The organism is Methanobacterium lacus, from assembly GCF_000191585.1.
In the GTDB taxonomy this organism is placed as follows: Archaea; Methanobacteriota; Methanobacteria; order Methanobacteriales; family Methanobacteriaceae; genus Methanobacterium_B; species Methanobacterium_B lacus.
The window spans coordinates 195,945-216,931 of the sequence record NC_015216.1 but is presented as its reverse complement, the minus strand read 5'-3'; the positions used below and the strand labels follow the sequence as shown (position 1 = coordinate 216,931).

29 protein-coding genes and 2 tRNA genes are annotated in these 20,987 nt (G+C 37.4%); 10 read left to right on the top strand and 21 right to left on the bottom strand.

Features of this window, described 5'->3' with window-relative positions:
* Window positions 1-4 precede the first annotated feature (4 nt).
* Genes frhG through frhA form a run of 3 tightly spaced genes read right to left on the bottom strand, consistent with a single transcriptional unit; the run spans window position 5 to window position 2,493 of the window.
* Window positions 5-790, bottom strand: coding sequence for a coenzyme F420 hydrogenase subunit gamma (gene frhG, locus METBO_RS01115; RefSeq protein ID WP_013643823.1), 786 nt, complete (start codon window positions 788-790; stop codon window positions 5-7).
* 3 nt (window positions 791-793) lie between these two features.
* Window positions 794-1,264: a coenzyme F420-reducing hydrogenase, FrhD protein gene (frhD, locus tag METBO_RS01110; protein WP_013643822.1), complete on the bottom strand. Its 471-nt coding sequence runs from the start codon at window positions 1,262-1,264 to the stop codon at window positions 794-796.
* Window positions 1,265-1,275: 11 nt separating this feature from the next.
* Window positions 1,276-2,493, bottom strand: coding sequence for a coenzyme F420 hydrogenase subunit alpha (gene frhA / locus METBO_RS01105; RefSeq protein WP_013643821.1), 1,218 nt, complete (start codon window positions 2,491-2,493; stop codon window positions 1,276-1,278).
* A 317-nt stretch (window positions 2,494-2,810) separates the two neighbouring features.
* On the opposite strand from frhA, the gene METBO_RS01100 reads away from it, so the two are divergent.
* The 4 genes from METBO_RS01100 (at window position 2,811) to METBO_RS01085 (ending at window position 4,205) form a co-directional block, all read left to right on the top strand.
* Complete coding sequence (locus METBO_RS01100; protein ID WP_013643820.1) at window positions 2,811-3,269, top strand: PepSY domain-containing protein; 459 nt, start codon at window positions 2,811-2,813, stop codon at window positions 3,267-3,269.
* Window positions 3,262-3,981 (top strand): proteasome assembly chaperone family protein, encoded by a 720-nt coding sequence (locus METBO_RS01095; protein WP_013643819.1) that lies wholly within the window; start codon window positions 3,262-3,264, stop codon window positions 3,979-3,981. The genes METBO_RS01100 and METBO_RS01095 overlap by 8 nt, the downstream gene beginning before the upstream one ends.
* A gap of 8 nt (window positions 3,982-3,989) precedes the next feature.
* Window positions 3,990-4,063 (top strand) — tRNA-Arg (locus METBO_RS01090).
* A 67-nt stretch (window positions 4,064-4,130) separates the two neighbouring features.
* Window positions 4,131-4,205 (top strand) — tRNA-Arg (locus METBO_RS01085).
* Window positions 4,206-4,310: 105 nt separating this feature from the next.
* Here METBO_RS01085 and METBO_RS01080 read toward each other — a convergent pair.
* The gene (locus METBO_RS01080; RefSeq protein WP_013643818.1) at window positions 4,311-4,706 is read right to left on the bottom strand and encodes a DUF5518 domain-containing protein; all 396 of its coding nucleotides are present in this window, start codon (window positions 4,704-4,706) and stop codon (window positions 4,311-4,313) included.
* A 182-nt stretch (window positions 4,707-4,888) separates the two neighbouring features.
* Here METBO_RS01080 and METBO_RS01075 point away from each other — a divergent pair, with 182 nt between their 5' ends.
* Complete coding sequence (locus METBO_RS01075; protein ID WP_013643817.1) at window positions 4,889-5,704, top strand: class I SAM-dependent methyltransferase; 816 nt, start codon at window positions 4,889-4,891, stop codon at window positions 5,702-5,704.
* Between the two features lie 296 nt (window positions 5,705-6,000).
* On the opposite strand, the gene METBO_RS01070 is transcribed toward METBO_RS01075, so the two are convergent.
* From METBO_RS01070 to hpt, 17 genes are all read right to left on the bottom strand, one after another.
* A complete protein-coding gene (locus METBO_RS01070) occupies window positions 6,001-6,207 on the bottom strand; it encodes a hypothetical protein (RefSeq protein ID WP_013643816.1) in 207 nt (68 codons plus the stop codon).
* A 64-nt stretch (window positions 6,208-6,271) separates the two neighbouring features.
* Window positions 6,272-7,435, bottom strand: a complete 1,164-nt coding sequence (locus tag METBO_RS01065) for a TIGR00375 family protein (protein WP_013643815.1) — start codon at window positions 7,433-7,435, stop codon at window positions 6,272-6,274.
* 115 nt (window positions 7,436-7,550) lie between these two features.
* A complete protein-coding gene (locus tag METBO_RS01060) occupies window positions 7,551-8,324 on the bottom strand; it encodes a proteasome assembly chaperone family protein (RefSeq protein ID WP_013643814.1) in 774 nt (257 codons plus the stop codon).
* Window positions 8,325-8,338: 14 nt separating this feature from the next.
* The gene (locus tag METBO_RS01055; RefSeq protein ID WP_013643813.1) at window positions 8,339-8,503 is read right to left on the bottom strand and encodes an RNA-protein complex protein Nop10; all 165 of its coding nucleotides are present in this window, start codon (window positions 8,501-8,503) and stop codon (window positions 8,339-8,341) included.
* Complete coding sequence (locus METBO_RS01050; RefSeq protein ID WP_013643812.1) at window positions 8,500-9,279, bottom strand: translation initiation factor IF-2 subunit alpha; 780 nt, start codon at window positions 9,277-9,279, stop codon at window positions 8,500-8,502. Before METBO_RS01050 ends, METBO_RS01055 begins: the two co-directional genes overlap by 4 nt.
* Before the next feature lie 92 nt (window positions 9,280-9,371).
* Window positions 9,372-9,557, bottom strand: a complete 186-nt coding sequence (locus tag METBO_RS01045; RefSeq protein ID WP_048186304.1) for a 30S ribosomal protein S27e — start codon at window positions 9,555-9,557, stop codon at window positions 9,372-9,374.
* Between the two features lie 5 nt (window positions 9,558-9,562).
* Complete coding sequence (locus tag METBO_RS01040; protein WP_013643810.1) at window positions 9,563-9,844, bottom strand: 50S ribosomal protein L44e; 282 nt, start codon at window positions 9,842-9,844, stop codon at window positions 9,563-9,565.
* A 155-nt stretch (window positions 9,845-9,999) separates the two neighbouring features.
* Window positions 10,000-10,908 carry a DNA replication complex subunit Gins51 gene (locus METBO_RS01035; RefSeq protein ID WP_013643809.1) on the bottom strand — a complete coding sequence of 303 codons (909 nt, stop codon included), beginning with the start codon at window positions 10,906-10,908 and terminating at the stop codon, window positions 10,000-10,002.
* A gap of 2 nt (window positions 10,909-10,910) precedes the next feature.
* Complete coding sequence (gene pcn, locus METBO_RS01030; RefSeq protein WP_013643808.1) at window positions 10,911-11,645, bottom strand: proliferating cell nuclear antigen (pcna); 735 nt, start codon at window positions 11,643-11,645, stop codon at window positions 10,911-10,913.
* Window positions 11,646-11,659: 14 nt separating this feature from the next.
* On the bottom strand, window positions 11,660-12,310 hold the full coding sequence (locus METBO_RS12560) for a hypothetical protein (protein WP_013643807.1): 651 nt from the start codon (window positions 12,308-12,310) through the stop codon (window positions 11,660-11,662).
* A 43-nt stretch (window positions 12,311-12,353) separates the two neighbouring features.
* Window positions 12,354-12,671 carry a transcription factor S gene (locus METBO_RS01020; RefSeq protein ID WP_013643806.1) on the bottom strand — a complete coding sequence of 106 codons (318 nt, stop codon included), beginning with the start codon at window positions 12,669-12,671 and terminating at the stop codon, window positions 12,354-12,356.
* Between the two features lie 156 nt (window positions 12,672-12,827).
* Entirely contained in the window at window positions 12,828-13,232 is a 405-nt protein-coding gene (locus METBO_RS01015) for an NUDIX domain-containing protein (RefSeq protein WP_013643805.1), read from the bottom strand.
* Window positions 13,233-13,277: 45 nt separating this feature from the next.
* Window positions 13,278-13,886 carry an endonuclease dU gene (locus tag METBO_RS01010; protein ID WP_013643804.1) on the bottom strand — a complete coding sequence of 203 codons (609 nt, stop codon included), beginning with the start codon at window positions 13,884-13,886 and terminating at the stop codon, window positions 13,278-13,280.
* Window positions 13,876-14,145, bottom strand: coding sequence for a DNA-directed RNA polymerase subunit L (locus METBO_RS01005; RefSeq protein ID WP_013643803.1), 270 nt, complete (start codon window positions 14,143-14,145; stop codon window positions 13,876-13,878). The genes METBO_RS01010 and METBO_RS01005 overlap by 11 nt, the downstream gene beginning before the upstream one ends.
* 1 nt (window position 14,146) lies before the next feature.
* Window positions 14,147-14,716 carry an exosome complex RNA-binding protein Csl4 gene (locus tag METBO_RS01000; RefSeq protein WP_013643802.1) on the bottom strand — a complete coding sequence of 190 codons (570 nt, stop codon included), beginning with the start codon at window positions 14,714-14,716 and terminating at the stop codon, window positions 14,147-14,149.
* A 170-nt stretch (window positions 14,717-14,886) separates the two neighbouring features.
* Window positions 14,887-15,900 (bottom strand): diphthamide biosynthesis enzyme Dph2, encoded by a 1,014-nt coding sequence (gene dph2 / locus METBO_RS00995; RefSeq protein ID WP_013643801.1) that lies wholly within the window; start codon window positions 15,898-15,900, stop codon window positions 14,887-14,889.
* 13 nt (window positions 15,901-15,913) lie between these two features.
* On the bottom strand, window positions 15,914-16,486 hold the full coding sequence (gene hpt, locus METBO_RS00990) for a hypoxanthine/guanine phosphoribosyltransferase (protein ID WP_013643800.1): 573 nt from the start codon (window positions 16,484-16,486) through the stop codon (window positions 15,914-15,916).
* A gap of 289 nt (window positions 16,487-16,775) precedes the next feature.
* On the opposite strand from hpt, the gene METBO_RS00985 reads away from it, so the two are divergent.
* From METBO_RS00985 to METBO_RS00965, 5 genes are all read left to right on the top strand, one after another.
* On the top strand, window positions 16,776-18,107 hold the full coding sequence (locus tag METBO_RS00985) for a signal recognition particle protein Srp54 (protein WP_048186303.1): 1,332 nt from the start codon (window positions 16,776-16,778) through the stop codon (window positions 18,105-18,107).
* A 77-nt stretch (window positions 18,108-18,184) separates the two neighbouring features.
* Window positions 18,185-19,408: a tRNA pseudouridine(54/55) synthase Pus10 gene (locus tag METBO_RS00980; protein ID WP_013643798.1), complete on the top strand. Its 1,224-nt coding sequence runs from the start codon at window positions 18,185-18,187 to the stop codon at window positions 19,406-19,408.
* A 282-nt stretch (window positions 19,409-19,690) separates the two neighbouring features.
* Entirely contained in the window at window positions 19,691-19,984 is a 294-nt protein-coding gene (locus METBO_RS00975; protein WP_013643797.1) for a 50S ribosomal protein L21e, read from the top strand.
* A gap of 5 nt (window positions 19,985-19,989) precedes the next feature.
* A complete protein-coding gene (locus METBO_RS00970; RefSeq protein ID WP_013643796.1) occupies window positions 19,990-20,322 on the top strand; it encodes an RNA polymerase Rpb4 family protein in 333 nt (110 codons plus the stop codon).
* A gap of 73 nt (window positions 20,323-20,395) precedes the next feature.
* Window positions 20,396-20,980, top strand: a complete 585-nt coding sequence (locus METBO_RS00965; protein WP_013643795.1) for a DUF655 domain-containing protein — start codon at window positions 20,396-20,398, stop codon at window positions 20,978-20,980.
* Window positions 20,981-20,987: the final 7 nt, after the last annotated feature.

The following is a 20,987-nucleotide window of genomic DNA, read 5'->3' as shown; positions in this document are numbered from 1 at the left end:
CCTCCTATAACCCTAGATCCTGTTTTATCCTGTCTGCTGGCCACCAGCTTCTAGGACACTGGACGTAGCAGATACCACATTTCACGCATCTTGCGCTGGTGAGCTCTGGTCTACCATCGGTCATGGTTAATGCTCTGGTCTGACAGGCCATAGCACATGTTCCACATCCTATACATAGAGCTTGGTTTACAACCTTGTACTGAAGGTCGCATCCACATGCTTCTGTGTAACCAGCTAAATCTATCATTGGTTGTAGATAATCCATATCACCATTAATTACAGCAACAACTGTTTTTGCAATTATTTCTGGTGATGGTGGGCATCCTGGTATTGCACAGTCTACCTTCACAAGGTCAGCTATAGGCACGAAAGATTCGTGATCTGGGCGAGCCTGCTGTCCGCCTCTGGAATAACGAGTGAAACATCCTGTTGCTGCACAGGAACCGAAAGCTACTACTAATCCAGCTTTTTCCCTTGCTTCTTTAAGTTCTTTTACACTGTGTTCATCTTGTAGACATACGGAACCTTCAACTAATACTAGGTCCATTTCTGGCATTTCCCATACATCTGCCAGTGTTTGTCCATAAACTATATCCACCATGTTGGTGAGTAATTCGGCTAAAATGTCGTAGTTTTCACTGAGCGACATAATGTCACCGGTACATCCTGATAAGTGGACGTAACCGATTCTTGGTTTTGCTTTTTCTTCAGCCACTTTTTCAACCTCCTCTTTTGGAACTTCCTTTGGTTTTGCCCCTATCCCTAAAAATTGTTTAATTCTGGCTAACATAGGCTAAACCTCTATTTCTTTTAAAATTATTTCAATGGCCTTTGGAATTGCATTTTCCACACTTTCTGTTAAACCCAATTCTATGTTGGGGGCAGAGACCGATTCTGGTTGGACTCCAATTACCATAACTTCACATACTTTGCTAAGATCGTGCAACGGTTGGTTTACTGGCCAAGAATGCATATTTTCATACGCACCTTTAGGGAGTTCTTCTACATCAAAAACCCTGAGTGTCCCTGGTTCTGCACCGAAATCAACGATGTCCACAACGATCATCTTTTTCCAAGTTTCATGGGGTAGGGAAAATACGAAGTGTGGGCCTCCTGTTCCGGCATCTATAGTCATTGTGTTGTCAGGAAGCGGTTTTTCTTCAGAAAGCTTATCTATAGCATCTATAACTGCAGGACCAAATCCATCGTCCTGAAACAGTATGTTACCGCACCCAACAATTAATATCTCTGCTTCGTATGGCATTTTAATTCCCTTTAAATCCTGACCATTTCGTTTTTAATGACACTCCTGTCATCGTCATCCACTACTATTACGTGGGTTGCGCATGAGAGACAAGGGTCGTATGCTCTAATAACGTGAGGTCCGAATTCGTGGTGGAAGCCTTCTGTTGCAGGTCCCATGGTTGGTATGTTCCAGGTTGTTGGAACTAAACAGCTGTAGAACTGAGTTTTACCATCTGCTATCTGGGCCATGTGAACATCCATTCCTCTTGGTCCTTCGATAGCACCAATACCTAACTTGTTGGTACCAGTAACATCGTAATCAGCCATTACAGGTGCAGATGTGTCCAGTTCAGCTAGTAAATCCACAATCTTGGATACGTTGGTTTTCATTTCCATAGCTCTTGCTACGTGCTGTGCAACAACACCCTTTTCATTGTAACTACCGAATACTGCTGCCCTAGCCCTTGGGCCTACTTCTACATTCCTACCATCGTATAATGGTATGGTTGAGCATGCTCTTTTACCTACTTCAGGGTCATCGTACCATGTTTCAGGCATGATTTCAGTGAACCTGTCTAAATCGAATTTGGTTCTGTCACCGTAGAGAGGATGGGTTGCTAAAGTTGGCACGTTTACCACACCCAATCCGTCTGGTAAGTCTTTATCAGCAATTAAACCAATCATAAGGTCTACATGTGCGTCAATTTTTGGTATGAGTGCTTTGGTTCTAGCGTATAACCTTTTTCTTGCGGTTTCACTTATGTTGCTAGCCATTCCACCGATTCTTACGTCGGCTGGGTGAATTCCTTCTCCTGCAACCATATCTACTACGTACTGAACTGTTTTCCTTATTTCGGATACAGAGTTTATGGCTGTTGCCATTAAGTTTTCAGGCACAAAGTCGGTTGCAATCAAGAAGTGGTGTATTGCATGGCTGTTAACTGTGTGAGCTGCAAGTGTCATTTCCCTTAACTGTCTTGCTGCTTTTGGTATTTCAATACCTAAAGAGTCGTCTATAGCTTCTACTGATGCTAGAGTATGAGGAATTGGACAGACACCACAGATTCTCTGTACTATGACAGGTGCTGTTTCTGGTACTTTTCCAGTTACTATTTTCTCAAGACCTCTAACAGGAGTAATACTAAAGTATCGCCCCTTAGTTACGATTCCTTCATCATCGACGTCCATGACCAATTCTGCATGGCCCTCTTGCCGTGATGTTGGCGATATAACTATTTTTTCGCTCAAATGTATCACCTCTTGTTTTTAAATAATCTTTTGAACATCAATATTTCTCTTGATAATATATTATATTATAACCTTTTCTTTGAAGAGTAAAGTGCAAAATTTATATACAATGAGGAACTAATCTTCAATTTCCTTATTGAACATGTGAATTGGTGTGAAATTAAATGGTATTATAGTTATTGATTTTTGCTTAACTATAATTATACGATTTTAAGTTCAAAACAATATTACCTGCAATAGGTATAAATCCAAATAAGACAATATATTATATTAATAAATTGAAATCTGAATTTTATCAGTAAAAAGAGTTGAAACTGATGTTAGATAAAAAAATATTGATATCAATTGTTATTGTACTTGTAATTGGTGTTGCAGCAGCAAGCTACCAGGCCACGACCAAAACTCCTGGAGTTTGGCAGTCAAGTGTAGCAGAACAGCAGCTTCCGACAGAACAAGGATCAACAGGATCTGATGGTTCATCTGCACTCACATCAACAAGTTCATCATCTGGAATTGTTCAGAAGGAATCTCAAAGTTCATCGAGTTCAGGACATAGTGGATCAAATGGGATCACAACTGAACAGGCTAAAGCTTTGAGCATTGCGAAAGGCGGAATCGAAGATTCATCAGTCACAGCAGGTACCCCCGTATTAATAGGAACATCAACCTACAGAGTCACATTGTATAATGCCGATGGTGTAGATTCAGGATATTTTATTGTTGATACAAATACAGGTAAAATAACTGAGGGTGCTGGAGGTGCTCCAAATGGTTGAGATGATCGAAACTAAATCTGAATGTTGTAAAATTATATCAGAAGATGTGAAGGATGCCATTGTAATTGAAGGTTCTCCTGAGTTTGGATTAATTGGTAACATCCTAGGATGGTTACTTGTTGAAGAACTTGGCATGAAACAAATAGGTTACATTGATTCAAAGGATTTTCCACCACTTGCAGTACTTTATAAAGGAGTGGCAATTCATCCATTCAGGATATACAGTTCCAAGGGAATAGTACTTTTCCTGTCTGATTTCATTGTACCACCAGAAGTTTCCTATGATATGTCAACAGCAATAGTTGACTGGATGGAACGAAACAACAGTAAAGAATTTATAACATTTAATAGTATGGTAGTAATGGAGAAGAGTGACTCTGTTGCAGCAGCAGCAAATTCACAAGATGCTCTCAAAAGACTTGGAGATCTGGAAGTTCCAATTTTACCCTTTGGTAACATCAACGGAATATCCGGCTCTTTATTAACAAAAACAGCCACTAAAAACATTTCAGGCTCATGCCTGTTCGCTGAAGTGCTTAATCAGTATCCTGATCCTAGAGCAGCAGCAAGTTTAGTGAATGTTTTAAATAGGATGTTAGATATACAAGTCAATGCGGAACCACTCATAAAAGAGGCAGAGCAAATAGAGGAAAGACTCAAAGAATTAGCAAAACGCGTTCCAAATGAGCCAGAATCTCCAATTTACAGTTAATTCATAATGGGCCCGTAGCCTAGTTGGATAGGGCGTCGGACTTCTAATCCGAAGGTCCCGGGTTCAAATCCCGGCGGGTCCGTTGTAACTTCTTTTTAGAAGTATAGTAACTGCCATATGAGGGTTCTGTAAATTTATCATATATTCAAGGGCCCGTAGCCTAGTCTGGATAGGGCATCAGACTCCTAATCTGAAGGTCCGGGGTTCAAATCCCCGCGGGTCCGTTCTTATTTTATAATTATTCAAAAGAAGAAGTATCAAATATCTATTTTAAAAATTTATGTCCTGAATTATCAATCTTTAAAAAAAAAATAATGTGATTGATTTAATCAACTCTTAACTTCAGGTGCAACATCCTTTGAATCAGTTTCTATTCTAACTTGTGCACCAATCACTCCACCAACTACTGCCACAATTATGTAGAGTACACATGAAATTATCAGTTGTGTGGCTACGAGTCCTAAATATGCACCGTATCCATAAAGGGTATAGGTTACCACCAATATGAGGGCTACTATGAGAGCTCCAATTACTCCAAACAGTGCCCCATTTATGGCACCTGCCAAGTAATTTTCTCCGACCATGAATCCTACCAGTATTCCTATGGCTAGAAATGTGGTGATTGTAGCATCCAAGGTTGAAAGTATATTAGTAACTACATAAAATGCAATTACAGTGATTAACCCTATTATTAGGGGTTTTCTTTTGATCATTTCCTTAACCATATTATCACTCCACTTTAAGTTTATTAATACCAAATATTATCGACCATCACAATTAAATCTATACCAAAGTTGATACCAATTTTGACCAAGATCAGAACCAGTGAATACTCAATAAAAATTCCTTAGACATTAGATTACAATAAAAGAACATTGTAGAAAAAAATGGTTTTGGAGATAATAATATGAAATTGAAGTTAAAAGGTGTTCAAGAAACATTACTCATTCCACTGTGGTCAAAGGCTATGGAAGTTGAGCAACCTAATCCTATAGTAACTGATCATAAGGCAGTTGAAATTGTTAAAAATTTAGATTACAATTTTCCTAATTTGGATAAAGAATGGGCCACACAGTTGAGTGTTGTCATCAGAACCGAGTTGCTTGATAAAGCTGTTGAAAAATTTATGGCTGAACATAAAAATGGTGCTGTGATAAATCTAGGGTGTGGATTGGATACTCGATACTCAAGACTTGATAACAAAAACTATTCATGGTTCGATTTGGATCTTCCCAGCACCATCGAACTTCGAAGAAATTTTTTTGATGAAACAAACAGTTACCACATGATAGACAAGTCAGTTTTTGATTACGGCTGGTTCAATCAAATCCCTGGAGATGTTCCTCTACTGATAATCGCAGAGGGCTTGCTCATGTACTTCTCAGAGGAAGAAGTTTCAGAACTTTTTAAGGCTCTGGCAGAGAAATTTTCCGGAGCAGAAATGCTTATTGAAACAATACCATATTCCCTGGTTAAGCAAAGCCAAAATTCAAATCTCATAGAAAAACAATACAATATCAAGGCCAATTTCTCATGGGGCATTAACAATGGAAATGAGGTTGAGAAATTAAATCCTAACATTAAATATATCGAAGACTGGCATTACTTCGACTATCATAGGGATAGGTGGAAAATTATAAGATGGTTATCATTAATTCCATACTTTAAAAATAGATTTGGAAATAGAATTGTTCATTTTAAATTTTCAATGGGAACTGCATGAAAAGGGGTTCCATATTAATTTTCTAATAAAAATAAAAAAAGGGTTCTAATAAATGATCCAAAATAAAAAAATTACTGGGATTTATTAGTTCTGAGGCAAGTTTCTGCCTAAAATTTGCATCATAATTGTAACAGCTATGAATCCACCGATCATTACGAGAAAAATTGTTGTTTGATACTCCACATTATCATTTCCTTTAGATTTTATATAGACAAATGAGTGTTTATTGTTAATATGATTTTTGTTATGATCCTAGATATAATTAAAATTTCACAGATCACTACCATGAAAAAAAATTAAATTTCATCAACTGCTTGGGCACCCTTAACCATATTTATCATGGATTGGAGTTCGCTTGAAAGATTTTCAAATTCTGCTGCTGAAATTACCAGCACCACTTGGTTTTTCTCGAACATTTCCCCATCTTTGGGCACAACAACCAGCTGATCTTCGTTGTTATTTTTTAGTTTAGTACATACACCCACAGTTGCCTTGATCTCCATTTGTAACACCGTACCATAATTTTATGATCTACACAAAATATTTTGGTTGTAAATAGTTATTAAATTATTCCGGCACTATTATTTCACCGTATCTGCCGCCCCCTCCAGAACTTATTTCCAAGGTACCGTTACGGAAAGATTTTATTACAGCTGCCACTTCGGGATCAACAGCTACGACATCTTGGATAGGGGCATGGATCAATGCATTTATTTCATTTTCAAAATTGTTGATCATTTCCTTCCATATATTTTGTACAAAAACTGTAGTAACACCCTTACCATGAGTGATGCTGATTATCTCAGCCAAGGGTAATATGTGTATATATGGTGGCCTATGTGGGGGATGGTGTGGTTCTTCCCAGTTTGAAAGTTCATGTATCCTGTAATCAACACCCTTCTTTATTCTGCCACCACATGGACACTTCATCTTCATTTTAATTGCATCTTCCACAGGATATTTTACATGACATTTCGAACACGCAGTCACATGGTACTTTCCAAGTCTTGGATCAAATCCATAGTTGGCAGTTATCTTATTGTTAGCAATGGAATCTTTGATACCTGCAAATGTTAACTCATCAACATCCATTTCATTGAACTCCCTTCCAAGTCTGTGTGGCCATGGCGAATGGGCATCTGAATTTGTTAAAAATGTTAGATCCTGTAACTCCTCAATTTTATCGGCCATATCTGAATCTGCAGATAATCCAAGTTCTAGGAAATCAGGAGTTTCTCCATAACATTCTACTAAACTGTCGTGCGCTTTGTAAATACTTGTCCAAGGCGTAAATGCATGTGCAGGGCCAATGATACATCCAGTTTCATGGGCCACTTCCATGATCTCACGACCATTCATCCTTATCCTAGGCCTGCCATCAGCATCCATATTTCCCCTAAGTTTAGTTCTTGTTTCTTTAACTGCTTCGATGGACGGAAAAATAATCAGGTGATGTACCCGTTTAGTATCCTCAACCTCTGTGGTAAGTATGAACTTGGATTCAGCAGTTTCATCTTCGACTAAATCAGGTTTAATTGAAAATATTCCATCTGAAGATTCTTCAGTAGTGTCTTCAATTATCTTAAGATATTTTTGATGTAAAGCATCCCCAGTTGCCACAACATCAAGTCCCTTAAGTTTAGCTTGGGGAGCCATTACCAAAGGAGTCATATTTTTAGATGTGGCCATGGAGTAACAGCCGTGTATGTGAAGATCCGCATTGATTATCATGTTTTAGTACCCTCATTTTTTTTATAGGCCTTATATTTTTAACAGGACATAAAATTTATTAAAAAAAAATAGTAGTTGTGAAAAAAAATTGAAAAATATATGTAATGGAAAACATTTATCCGATATATCGGAGATCTTCTTCTCCTTGGACAATGTTCATCCTGTCGCTCATTTCCCTTTCCATTTGTTGAGCTTTGGATATCATTTTCCTAGTTTCTTCTGCCCTTTCTTCAAGTTTTGCAATGTCAACGTCAACATTCAATATTTTCTGAAGAATGGTTAAAACTGCCTTAGATGCTTCGGCATCAATGAAGTAACCTGGAGTTTCACCCATTAAACAAACACCGGACATGCCCTTAGACATTCCTAAACCAAGTATAAGTCCAGATGCACCAATTATCCCACCATCAGCAGTTCTCAATGTTACATCATGACCCTTTAACATTTCTGCAAGTTCAATGTTTGTTGCAGCTCCAAAAACTTTTGGTTTGTCCACAGGCTGCCCTGTACCAAGACCACCAAGGGTATAAATATTTTTAACTCCGAAATTATGGACAAAATCAATAATAGTACCACAAATTTCGTACTGTCCCTCTGGACTCAATCCCTGAGTGTTACCAACAAGAATTATGTAGTCTTGTTCAGCTTCTCCCTGGGATTTAAGATAATAAAATTCATTTTTCATTGGCTCTATGAGACCTTCCTCATCCACAAATACCTGCGGAGGGAAAGCTGGGGAATATAATTCTGCAAATTTAACTGCTCCCAATTCATGTATGAGATGTTCTGCAACTAATTTACCCACGTGCCCAATACCTGGGAGAGCTTCAATAAATATGGGTTCGCTGAGTTCTACTTCTTCTAAATTATTGATAAAAGTTTTATTCATCCAACCAACTCCTTTTAGCTCTTTGAGAGCTGTTCCTTAAGCATACGTCTATACTTTCCATACTTATCCTCAGGAGAATATTTTGGCGGATAAATAACTCCTACCTCTCCCCCGCAAGGACATTTGTCTGTGAGTGTGTATTCCCCACAGGACTTGCATTTTTTCATTTTAGGCTTCATTCGAGTTCACGTTGGAAGGTTCCCTCTCCTCCCTCTTCAATAACAACTTTTATTGCATTTTCTGCTGCTTCTTTTAGAAGAGTTTCTGCAGTAATGTAATCGGATGATTTAACCATCAGTCTGTATCTTGGTGCACCAACACACTGTACAGATATTTCATCACTGTCGATTGAACTGAGTGCTTTCTTGATTACATCCACACCATTAGGTGCGTATGATTTTAAGTCCACGTAACCTGTTATATTAACTTCAGGAGGGGAAATATTCTTTTTAGCGACTGCTTCTATGGAATTTGCCCAATCCTCATCCATTCCTCGATCTATGAGAGAGATTGCACCTTCTTCAGCTGCAGTTTCAAATGCACCGTAGAGATCTCCGAACTCTTCCATAATTCCGTAGCCAACTTCTTTATAAGCATCATCTAGGGTTTTTTCCAGACTTTTTGCAGAGAATTCCAGAAGTTTTTCAGCTTTCTGTTCAATTTTCCATTGCTGAATCTTTCTTGTACGCTGATCTTCCCTTATCCTTTTTAGTGAAACATCAACATGACCTTTTTTTGGATTAACTCGCAGAACTCTAGCCACGATTTTCTGATTTTCCCTAACGTAGTCCCTAATGTTTTTTACCCAACCAGAAGAAACCTCAGATATGTGTATGAAAGCTTCCTTACCATCATATTCTTCTAGGCTTCCAAAGGCGCCGTAGTTTAAAACTTTATGAACAGTTCCTACGACCAAATCTCCTTCATCCGGCCATTCTTTTCTCATTCTTACCATTAAAACACCTATAATATATTTACAATATATTATTTTTTAAAAAGAATTGAATTGTACTAGTTTTTGTATCGATTGATACAAAAAATAGTAACTTAATCCAAAACTTCTATGATCTGAGCTGTAATCTCAGATTTTCCGCCCTTAGGTTTAACAAGGGTCTTTCCACATATTATGCACTGTACCTGGGAAGCAGCATGATCAAAAACAACCTGCTGATTTCCACAGTCCACACACTTAACCTTTAAAAAATTACTTTTGTTAGATCTGTAGTTTGCCACTTCAATCACCCTACAACAAATTCTACTTTACCTGCTCGGAACGATGATCTCTTGATATGAGACTTTCCACATTCCTTGCACTTGTACCTGAGGTCTAATTTCTTAATTGGCTTGTTTCTTGAAGGTAATGGCCTTGGGTAACCCCTGTATCCACTTGTAACCCTTCTGAACTGCCTTTGACCCCATTTAAGTTCGCTGGCTTTTCTTCTTTTAGATTCTAATACTTCGTGAATAGTGTGTTTTTTGCAACTTGGACAATAAGTTCTCCTTTCTTTAGGAATCTTCATATAATCACCTCTTAAATGTAAAATAAGTTGTGCACTTAACTTTCTGAATTAATATGCCGTTTTTAAAACTTATTTAACGAAAATATTTATATTATTAACTTTGTACTTCTTGATAAAAGTGCAATTAATATATTAATTTGTTTATCATTAACAGTTTATTTATATGTTTGTATAAAAATCCCCTTCTTATTTTTAACTAGGATCTTTGCGTTGGGCTCGGGGATAGTAATTAAATCCTGTGGAGATACTGGCCCATATACAATTTTATCTACTCCAACTATGGATGGAAGTTCATCAAGAATCATCAAAGTTTTTATAAAAGTGCTACCTAGTTTTTCACTGGGTTTTTCTTCTTCAGCTTCGGAGGAATATTGTTCAGAATCAATGTTCTTCTTTGGTGTTTCAGCTTTATCTTCAACAGACTCAGAATCATCTGATTTGTTTTTAGCCCCTCTGGAAGGTTCTGATCCATATCTTTCAATTATCTGACTCTCAAAATCTCCATCAGGAATATCTTTAACATCGTCTTCAACTGGTTGTGGAACACCAGAAACATCAGATATAAGTGAATCTATGTCCAATGATTTTGCAGATCTCTCTGGCCTACTTTTAGATTTAACAGGCATTTTCCCATTGTTGCCATGATTCTTCTGTATGTAAGACATCAATGGAGCAGTTAATTTTCCCCTGTACTTAACAATGGATTCAACTAGTTCAAGATATAAAAATTCCTCTTCAGGAGTGGAGTTAATTGGAACTGTGATCTGATTATCAGAACTACCTTTAGCCTTTGATTCTTTGAATAGCTGATATGCTCTCTGAACGTTCATAACAGCGCTGTTGGCAATTTTATGTTCCCTTCTTTCACATATTTCTGCCACTATTCGCTGCGCATCCCTTAACAGGTATGATTCAAAGGAAAATGGATTGTCATCTATCTTCCTCATGAGCCCGTTGAGATAGTTGGAGACTTCAGTGTAGAAGTTATCTCCTACACGAGATAGACCGCTTATACTACGCTCTTTCTTTTGGATCTCCCTCAGTTTTTGGAAAAATTCATCCAACCCTATTCCTCACTTTCTATCCTTGGAGCTAGTAGGAACTTCAATTCACCATCACCTGAAACCATTTTCATGGCCAAGTTAAGGGGCATATCATTTCCAAGGCTCAATACTGCAGTTTCAGAGAATTTATCAGCCTTTAACATCTCTTTAATCTTTTCCAACGAGAACACAGACTTGGCATTTTCGTTGATCTTTTCACCATGGAGGTACTCTATCTTTGCATCACCAAATTCACCCTCAGCAGAGGCAATAAATTTGTCTGTGTCAACCATCAACGATATTTTATCAGAGACTATTCCAATATCTTGTATGGAGTTTTTAAGTAGTGAAAAGGGTATTTCGAATTCAGAGGGATAGTCAAGATCTGGTGGGCTAGGTGCCTCGTATTCTATGTCAATTAACCTGATTTTGAAGGTTCTTCTTGCTTCATCTTCAAAGGTTAGAATCAAATTACCTTCATCAACAGTTAATTCAACTAAATCATCTGATTTAGCCCTTTTAAGAACTTTCATTAGTTCTTCTGTATCTACATTGATTTTTAAAGGTTCTTCACAAGTATAAATATCAAATAAACCTGATTTAAGCTCGAGGTGTACGAATGTGATGTGGGACCTGTCAAGTGCGTCGAGCCTTAATCCATCACCGTCTGCCTTCATCTGAACTTCATCCACGATCGAGGAAATAGCTTCGAAACTTGTTTTTAATACATTTGAATCGCTTAAAACTGCTTTGAACATTTTCATCCTCCGACTTACTTTTTATCTTCTCCAACTATATTATCCTTACCATCTTCAACTTTGTTGGGATCTTTCTTTCCACTGATATCTTCAGTCTTCTCATCAGCTGCTTCGGTTTTCCCCTCTGCAATCTCCAGTTCTGAATTAATATTTTTAAGGAAGGTCTTGTTTAAAATTTTCTGTGAAAATGCACCAACAATGATCAAAAATCCCAAAAGCATTGAAAATGCTGCAAAAGATGCACCTTCACCAAAGATAACATTGTCAGCTACCTTCGTAACAGAAGCGGAAATAAGTACAACACCATAGATAATTAAAATAACTCCAATTGCAACTGCTACATATCTAAGTATTTGATCCTTCCTGGATCTGATTGATTTAAACAGATCGTGACCCATTATTTCATGAAAGTTAATTGCATGATCTTCATGATGATCCGCAGCCTTATCATGGTTTGGAGTCTGGTCAGATCCTGATTTAATATCATCTTGTTTTTCAATGATGGAAGATTTGGTTTGTGTGTCCCCATCACTCCCATTTTTTGGTTCTGAATCAGAAGCCTTGCTGGATACTTCAGATACTGTTTCAGATCCATCAACATTGTTACCAGATGAATCTGCAGTTAGTTCTGACTCTTCTTCTTTTCTTTGTGAATCTTCAACCAATAGAAAATCCTCCTACAATTTACCATGTTTTGTTAAAACATGTTTAATCATATTCCCTCCAGGTCAATGAACATTTTGTACATCTGAAAAATCTTGTTTCAGATTCATCGGCACCCCTGGTCTGGATAAGCCACCATGAAGCTTCTTTATTACCACATTTTGGACATTTAACTACTGCTGTTGGTAAGGTTTGTATTTCATCGCTTGTTACAATGATACTGTCCTTCGACTCAACTTTTTCAGAAATTTCGTATTCACTCATAGATTCTTTGGTTGCTTTGGTTGTATGTTCACAGTTTCTGCATTCAAAAATGTCACCCTTAGGAAACATCACAGCTCCACATTTAGGACAAAATTCCATTTGGTTCCCTCCCAATAAAAAGTTATAATGATTTGTTAAGATCATGTTAATAGATTAATTTTTTCATTTTGTACTACTTTCAAAATCAAAGGATTTCGCTGTTAGAATCCCGCCCAAAAATTGGGTGGTTCAACCTAGTAGTAAGTAGATATTACATCAAATTTTTAATAATTTCAAAGAGTCATGAATAATCCTCTCATGATCAAATGCCAGATCAAGCGTTTTAATTTCATTTAAATCAAAATATTTCGCATCATCTGCATCTGTTGCTGATTTGAGCATTCCTCCTATTTTACTGCCTAAAAAACAGACTGTGACAGTGTGTCCACGGGGATCCCTATCAGGATCAGAATAAACTCCCACTAATTCTTTTAATATAACATCAATACCTGTTTCTTCCTTAGTTTCTCTAACAGCAGCATCTTCCACAGTTTCTCCATACTCCACAAATCCGCCTGGTAAAGCCCATGAACCTTGATATGGATCATTTTTTCTTTTGATGAGTAGAATAGATGAATTTTGCACCACAACAGTGTCTACTGTTAAAAGAGGAGTTTTCATTGGATCACTTCCATCAAAACTTAAAATTGATGTAAAAAAATTTCATCAAGCACTTCCATGTGATTCGCCTGTTACTATACCTGCAGCTATTATATGGGCAACCCGGATTGGTTCAGGTATGGAACTTCTTGTTATGGATAGTTTAACAATTTCCATGGCATCTTCAATTTTAATTCCATGAAATTGTATGTAAATTGATTCTTTATCATCCACACGGTGTACACTTCCTGCTTCAACAACGTTGGCCCATCTATCCTTCCAGTCAGGAAATCTTTTGAGAGCCTTTTTAATGCCTTCAAAACTCGGAATTTTTCTCATTATAACTATTACTGGTACTCCTGTTGCTTCATAAAGTTCACGTATGTTTACAACATTGAACCCTGCAAATGTTATACCATCCAGCATTATGACTCCAAGCTGTCCAATATTTCTGGAATTTAACACCATCTCTGATATCTTTCGAGTGGCATCAGTACCATCTCCAAGTACGTGGGTGCTTAAGACACCGTCCAGCCAGTTACCTGCCCTGAAAACCGTGCCCACAATCATAACTTCTTCCTTGGTGTGGGTTGGAAATGGAGAATCATCCACCCCGAGGATTCGTATCTCCTGCTTTATACTTCTGAATTTTTTAATTTCAGTTCTATTTTTCATCTTCTGAAGCATTGATGAGATTTTGTAGTTCATCACATCTTGCTTTGACTGTTTCAGCAGCTAACTTAAGTGATTTTTTTGGATTTTTTGCCTTTACAACCAATTTAGGCTCACCAATAATTGGATGTTCAGTTACGTATGCTGCAGCTTCAACATCTTCATCTTCCATAAGGGTTTTTCTTATGGTGTTGCATAAAGAATGGGTTTCCCCTGTGATCTCTATCTCAAGTTCCTTCTTAGTATCCTTAATTACCTTCATATTATCCCTCATATTTTGTAGAAAGATTTCTTCTTTCTTTGTTTCCACAGTTAGGACATTTCACTTCGTTTTTACTTACTTGTTTCATGTAATGTCTGCACTTGGTACACATGGCCTTCAAAACGCCCAGTTCATCTTCAGCTGTTGTCAGGTCAACGTTGTCGACCCCTATTATTTTGGTTACCCTAGCTTCGATCAGATCTCCTATCCTAAATTCATCGGTGAGCTTGGCAACATAGCCTTTTTGAGCCTGGGATATGTGTATTCCTCCTGAAAAGGAAGTCACAAGACCCCTATTATTGTCTTTAATACTATCTAATTTTATAAGAGCTCTCTGGCCTCTTACATCTGATACCTGGCCAAACACAGCAACTCCAGATTTGAGTATTGATGGGGAACTTGTTTTAGGGACAATTGATATCTTTTTATTTTTGTTGTCCAATGAAACTGTTCCTGCAATCAATGACCTTATGCTACCATCATCTTCGTAGGTCCAGTCAGATGGAACAAACTCTTCAGTAACTCCCAGAGCATCGCCAGGTAAAACAAAATCTCCAGATTTGGTTTTCATTTATTCACCTCACTTAAAATAAGTACAGTCAACTCATCATCAAATTTTGTTAAATTCATGATTGTAGTGTAATTCAATCTCTCGTACATATCTGAGTAACTTACTATTTGGATTTCATCTTAATAAATTAGTGACATATTTAAGATTTGCATTTTTGGTTACCATTATATTTATTTGTTTTTGTTATTTAATCCACCATATTTAATTTCATCTATTTCATAGTTTTCCCATTCCCTTTTACCAATGGCAATTTCCAGCTCTTGTGGAGTTAATAAAGGTTTTTTATACCTACTAGAATCATCAATAGCTATCCTTGGACACGCAGTCATTACAAATGCATCAAGATCCATGTAGGGAAGTAATTTTTCTGGTGAAACATCATCTAAAAGAAGTATGAACCCTTCTCTTCCTTCCGCATTCAACAAATTTTTTAACTCCTTGGCAGTATCTAGCCTGTTCTGGCCCTTTTTGGTTGATACTATGATCCCGAATGTTTTAGCATCCATTGCTTTGGCTATTCTTGCAAATCGTATTCTCAGTATCCTATCCGAAAAATCAGTGATCAATCTTGCTTCATCAAGGTAGGGATCTGCTATAATTACAGGTTTATCTGTAAAAAGTGTTATTCCCAAGGCATGGAAATTACCACTTCCAACGTACAGGAAAGCCTCCACATCTAGGTTCTTTATGGATGAAAAATTGCAGCCCAAAACCTGTCCCCACGTGGTACCTGCTCCCTCATTAATAACAACTTCCTTACCATTTTGTTCTAAAAATTCAGCGACTTCTTCCAGCTGTTTAAGGTGTTGAACCGTCGTTACAAGCCCTATTTTTTTATATCCCTCTAGGAGGCTCATTGCATTCCCAACTGATCCCAGTAATTCCATTTTTGAACTTGCATCCACAAATATGACTGGCATATCATAATTGAGTGGGAGTGGTTTGTGTCCGAAGTGAACTAAAACATCAGCAACACCATTCATATCCACATCTGCCACATCGCAAGCACCGAAACATGGATCTGCAGATATTATAACTGTAGCACCTGTTTCAACTTCGATCCTCCTAGCAACTTCAACAGCGTGTAGTTTAAGTCCTTCTGGAAATTGAAGCCCAACTGTTCCTGCTTTGAGTTCCTTTACCCTTTTAATTATCTCATCTATTTCAAGTTCGTGTCCAGACATGGTAATCCTCAAACTAGTTCTCGTCACGTGATCCTTCGATCTGTACCTTTCCATCCACTACATTTACTTTAACCAGGCTTTTAACTTCGAACCCTGTTTCTCCTTCAACAATGTACTTTCCTTCGCCCTTTTCAACAATAGCAAAAACATCTACAATTTCAATGCCCATCTTTTCCATGGCCTTTAAAACTGCAATCATGGTTCCCCCTGTGCTGACAACATCATCAACCAGGATTATTTTATCTCCTTTTTTCAAACCATTGATGTAAAGTTCCCCATGGCTGTAACCCGTGATTTGATGTACGGCAACTTCACCTTCTAACCCATATTGTCTCTTTCTGATCACGACAAATGGGATGCCTGTAATTATGGACAGTGCAGTTGCAATGTGTATGCCCATTGCTTCGACACACACAATTTTATCCACATTCAAGTTACCAAATTTTTTTATCCCTTCTGCAGCCTCTTTCAAAACATCAGGATCCACGAGTGGAACTCCGTCTGTTATGGGATGGACAAAGTAGTTGTAATCGCCCTTTTTTATTATTGGTGCTTCAATTAAACTGATCTTGAGTTTTTCAAACATTCAATCCCGCCTAGTATTTCGAAATAAATTTAGTTAAACTTGATTTTCATTAGAAATAATTAGTAGCTTTTAAACAGTTCTAAAATTAACAAGCATAATTATATCTAATTTACAGTATAATACTATTAGTTATATATTGTAGTGATTTACGATCTATTTTTTTAAGTTGAATAGTAAGCAATAATAGTGAGTTTGTAAGTAGTATAATGATCAACAAAAAATTATATAAAAATTTATATAAAAAATATTAGGTTATCATGAATTCAATCAAAATTAAATGGTGAGAATAATGTTGGGCAATCTTGGAAAAAATCTTACCAAAACAATGAAAAAATTGGCAGGAATGGCCATAATAGATGAAGAAGTGGTTAAAGAAGTCATAAAAGATATTCAAAGAGCACTCATACAATCTGACGTTAATATCAAACTCGTATTAAATCTATCTAAAACCATTGAAGACAGATCTTTAAATGAAGAACCTCCAAAGGGAGTGACCCCCAAAGAGCATGTCGTTAGGATCGTCTACGAAGAACTGGTTAATCTTCTTGGTTCAAGTGCACAAGAAGTTGAGATAGATAAACGTCCCTACAAAATACTTTTCATGGGTCTTCAGGGAAGTGGAAAAACTACTTCCATAGGTAAACTTACAAAATACCTTCAGAAGAAGGGGTTCAACCCTGCAATTGTAAGCACAGACACTTGGAGACCTGCTGCTTATGAACAGTTGCTTCAGTTAACTGAGCCTATGAACGTTCCAGTTTATGGAGATCATGAAAATAAGGACGCCCTAGACCTTGCAAGAACAGGGTTGAAAGCTGCTAAAAAGAACGATGTAATAATAGTTGACACTGCAGGAAGACATAAAGAAGAGAGTGATCTCCTCGCTGAGATGGAGAGTCTCTCGACAATTGTTGACCCTGATGAAGTGATCATGGTTATAGATGGAACCATTGGCCAACAGGCAGGAGAACAGGCCCTTGCATTTAACAATGCAACCAAAATAGGGTCCATCATCATCACCAAGCTAGATGGTTCGGCCAAAGGTGGGGGTGCCCTTTCAGCAGTTGCTGAAATAGGAGCTCCCATAAAATTCATAGGAACAGGTGAGAGGGTTGAAGATTTTGAAGCCTTCGATCCAGACAGGTTCATTTCAAGACTGCTTGGAATGGGAGATATTCGAACCCTTTTAGAACGTGCCGAAGAGATTGCAGAAGAAGAGGGAGATATGGGATCTGTAGATGCCATGTTGAGTGGTAAGTTCACGTTGAAGGATATGTATTCCCAGTTTGAAATGATGAATAAGATGGGTCCAATGCAGCAAGTCATGAACATGATCCCTGGTGCTGGAGGTAAACTCCCTAAAAATGCATCACAGGTAACTGAGGAAAAACTTTCCAAGTACAAGATCCTGATGGATTCAATGACTGATCAGGAACTAGAACATCCTGAAGTGATCAAACAATCCCGTGTAAAAAGAATTGCTCGAGGTTCGGGTATGAAAAATGAGGATGTTAAAGAACTTTTAAAATATTACAACGTCACAAAAAAGGCCATGAAAGGATTTGGAAAGCGTAAAATGGGCGGCCCTCTTGGACAGATGATGAAACAAATGATGAGATAAACAGCTCATCAATTTTTTAGTGACTTTCTATTTTTTAAATTAATTAGTAGAATACTGCAATTATGGAATGATACAATATGGAAACTTTAATTCATGATAAATTAATTAGTGCAATGGACCTTACCCAAGGAAATATTTGCAACCACTGTTTAGGCAGAATCTTTTCAAAGGAGATGGAAGGTCCCGGAAATGTAATCCGTGGCGAACGCTTGAAGCAAAGCCTCGAAGATCTGGATGAAACTTATTCCAAAGAGGATAAATGCTGGATATGTGAGGATTTATTTGATAATATGGATAACATGATGCAGCAAGCCCTAAAAACCGTTGAAGATGAAGAGATAAATTTCTCCAATTTTCTTGTGGGATGTCGTGTAGATCCTGATGTTCTTGAGAGGGAAGAATACCTCCATCAAAAACTCGGGGCCAACGTTGAAAATATTAAAAAAGAAATAAACAGGGAATTTGGAAAAAAACTTGCATCAATCCTCTCTAAAGAAGTTGAATTTGACTCACCAAACCTCGTTTTTATGGCAGATTTTAAATCTGAAAAGGTTAAAATCACCATAAACCCAATATTTATCGAAAGCAAATATAGAAAATTGGTTCGAGACATTCCACAAACAAAATGGCCATGCAACCGCTGCAAAGGTCGAGGATGTGAAAAATGTAATTTCACAGGTAAAATGTATCCTGTAACAGTGGAGGAACTCATCTCAGATGTCATGATCAAAGCTGCCAAGGGGACCGGGGCCAAATTCCATGGTGCGGGAAGGGAAGATATTGATGTCAGAATGCTTGGCAGTGGAAGAACATTCGTTTTAGAGATTTTAGAACCTAAAATAAGAGAACTTGACCTCGAAACACTTCAAGAAGAAGTTAACAACTATGCAGAGAGTAAGGTGGAAATATCTGAAATGAAGTATGTTCCAAGAAATCGGAAGGCCGAAATAAAACAATCCTCCACAGATACATACAAAGTTTACAAAGCACTGGTGGAGGTGGACGATGAAATTGATCCCACAGCACTGGATTCCCTCAAATCTCTGGATATCATCAACCAGAGAACACCAATAAGAGTTTCACACAGGCGTGCAGACAAAATTCGGACCAGGAAAATAAGAAAACTTGATTATAACTGGTTAGAACCCAAAATTTTTGAGATCACACTGGAATGTGAAGGTGGATTGTACATCAAAGAACTCATATCTGGAGATGAAAATAGGAGTAAACCTAGTGTGGCTGAAGTACTTGGAACCAATGCAAGATGTGTTCAGCTCGATGTTTTGGAAGTGAATATATAAGGTATCAATGGATAGTATTATATAGTTTCAAAAAATCAAAATATATATTTACATCCCCTTGCAAACTTAATATTCAGCACGATGTATTGCTAGTATAAATTTAGTTCAAATAATCTGATTTTTCATATAAATGAATCAGGATCATGCTGAATTAAAACTGAGGATGATGAGTCAAGATCAGTGAAAAATGAATCTGATTTAAACGTTTTAGTTTAATATTTATGATATGTGACGTTAAGTCAACTCAAATTTAAATACCCAAGGGTTTTGGAGGTTAGAAATATGGTAAAAAGATCAAAAGGTTCAAGAAGTAAAACACGTTTCAAACTTAGAAAGACAATTAGGCCGGGCAGAACAAACCCAATAACCAAGAAGATACAAACTTTCGATGAAAGTGATATGGTACATATCATCATCGACCCAAGTATCCACAAGGGCCAACCACACCCACGTTTCCATGGAAAAACTGGTAAAGTGGGCGAAAGAAGAGGAAATGCTTATATTGTAGAAATAAATGATGGGAACAAACCTAAAAAATTAATAATCAGACCAGAACATCTTAAAATGCAAGAGTGATTCTGATGATTGGAAAAAAGGTAATAGAAACAGAACCCATCACTATTGCAAAAGCCAAGGATATGCTCGATGAAATTTCTGACTCGTACGAACCAACATACGAACAGAACTTAGCCATTGAGCACGTTAACAAATTTTCAAAACTCGATGCTGATAAATCTCTAGAACTTGTTAAGGAGTTAGAAGAACTCATTAAACAAACCCAGGCAATAAAAATTGCAGATCTTATGCCTGTTGATTTGGCCGATCTAAGGCTGATATTTGCAAAGGAAAGGGGTTCACATAAAAAGGAAGAATTGGAACAAATTCTTGAAATTGTGAACAAATACAGAGAGTAGATTGGACTCAGCATCTGATCAGAATTTGGACCCAAGGGTCCTTAATATATAAAAACCATCCGGGTGGTTTATAATGGAAGATAATGCAATTATCCTTGATTTTCTTCCCTTAGGTTACGTCAAGGAAGGAAAACCTTCATTTAAAAGAAAACCTATAGCTCAGGCCATAGGAACAGAAGAATTTACACTTCTTGAATTAATTCCCAAAGAACGGATTCAACTAGACATCCATGAAAGAGTTTACATCGGAGCAGGTAAGAGAGATAAGATAGCCCGTGTTAATACCAGGTTGATGTTTGATAAACTCACAGCAACTTCAAGGGTGGAGTTGGATTATGTTATTGAGGAAATAATCAAAGAAAATGAAGCCAAATTTGTTGAATTTTTCAATGAAGCCGGTCCAATATCAACCAGGTTACACCAACTTGAACTTCTTCCCGGAATTGGTAAAAAGCACATGTGGGATATTATCAATGCTACTAAAGAGGCAAAGTTTACCAGCTTTGAAGATATCAAAACTCGTGTCCCCATGCTTGCGGATCCTGTAAAGCTTATTGCAAAACGTGTTCATATGGAACTGGAAGCAGCAGGAGATAGAAGGGGAAAAATGAAGTACATAATCTTCACCAGACCACCTAAACCCCAAAAGGGCCGCTAATATCTCC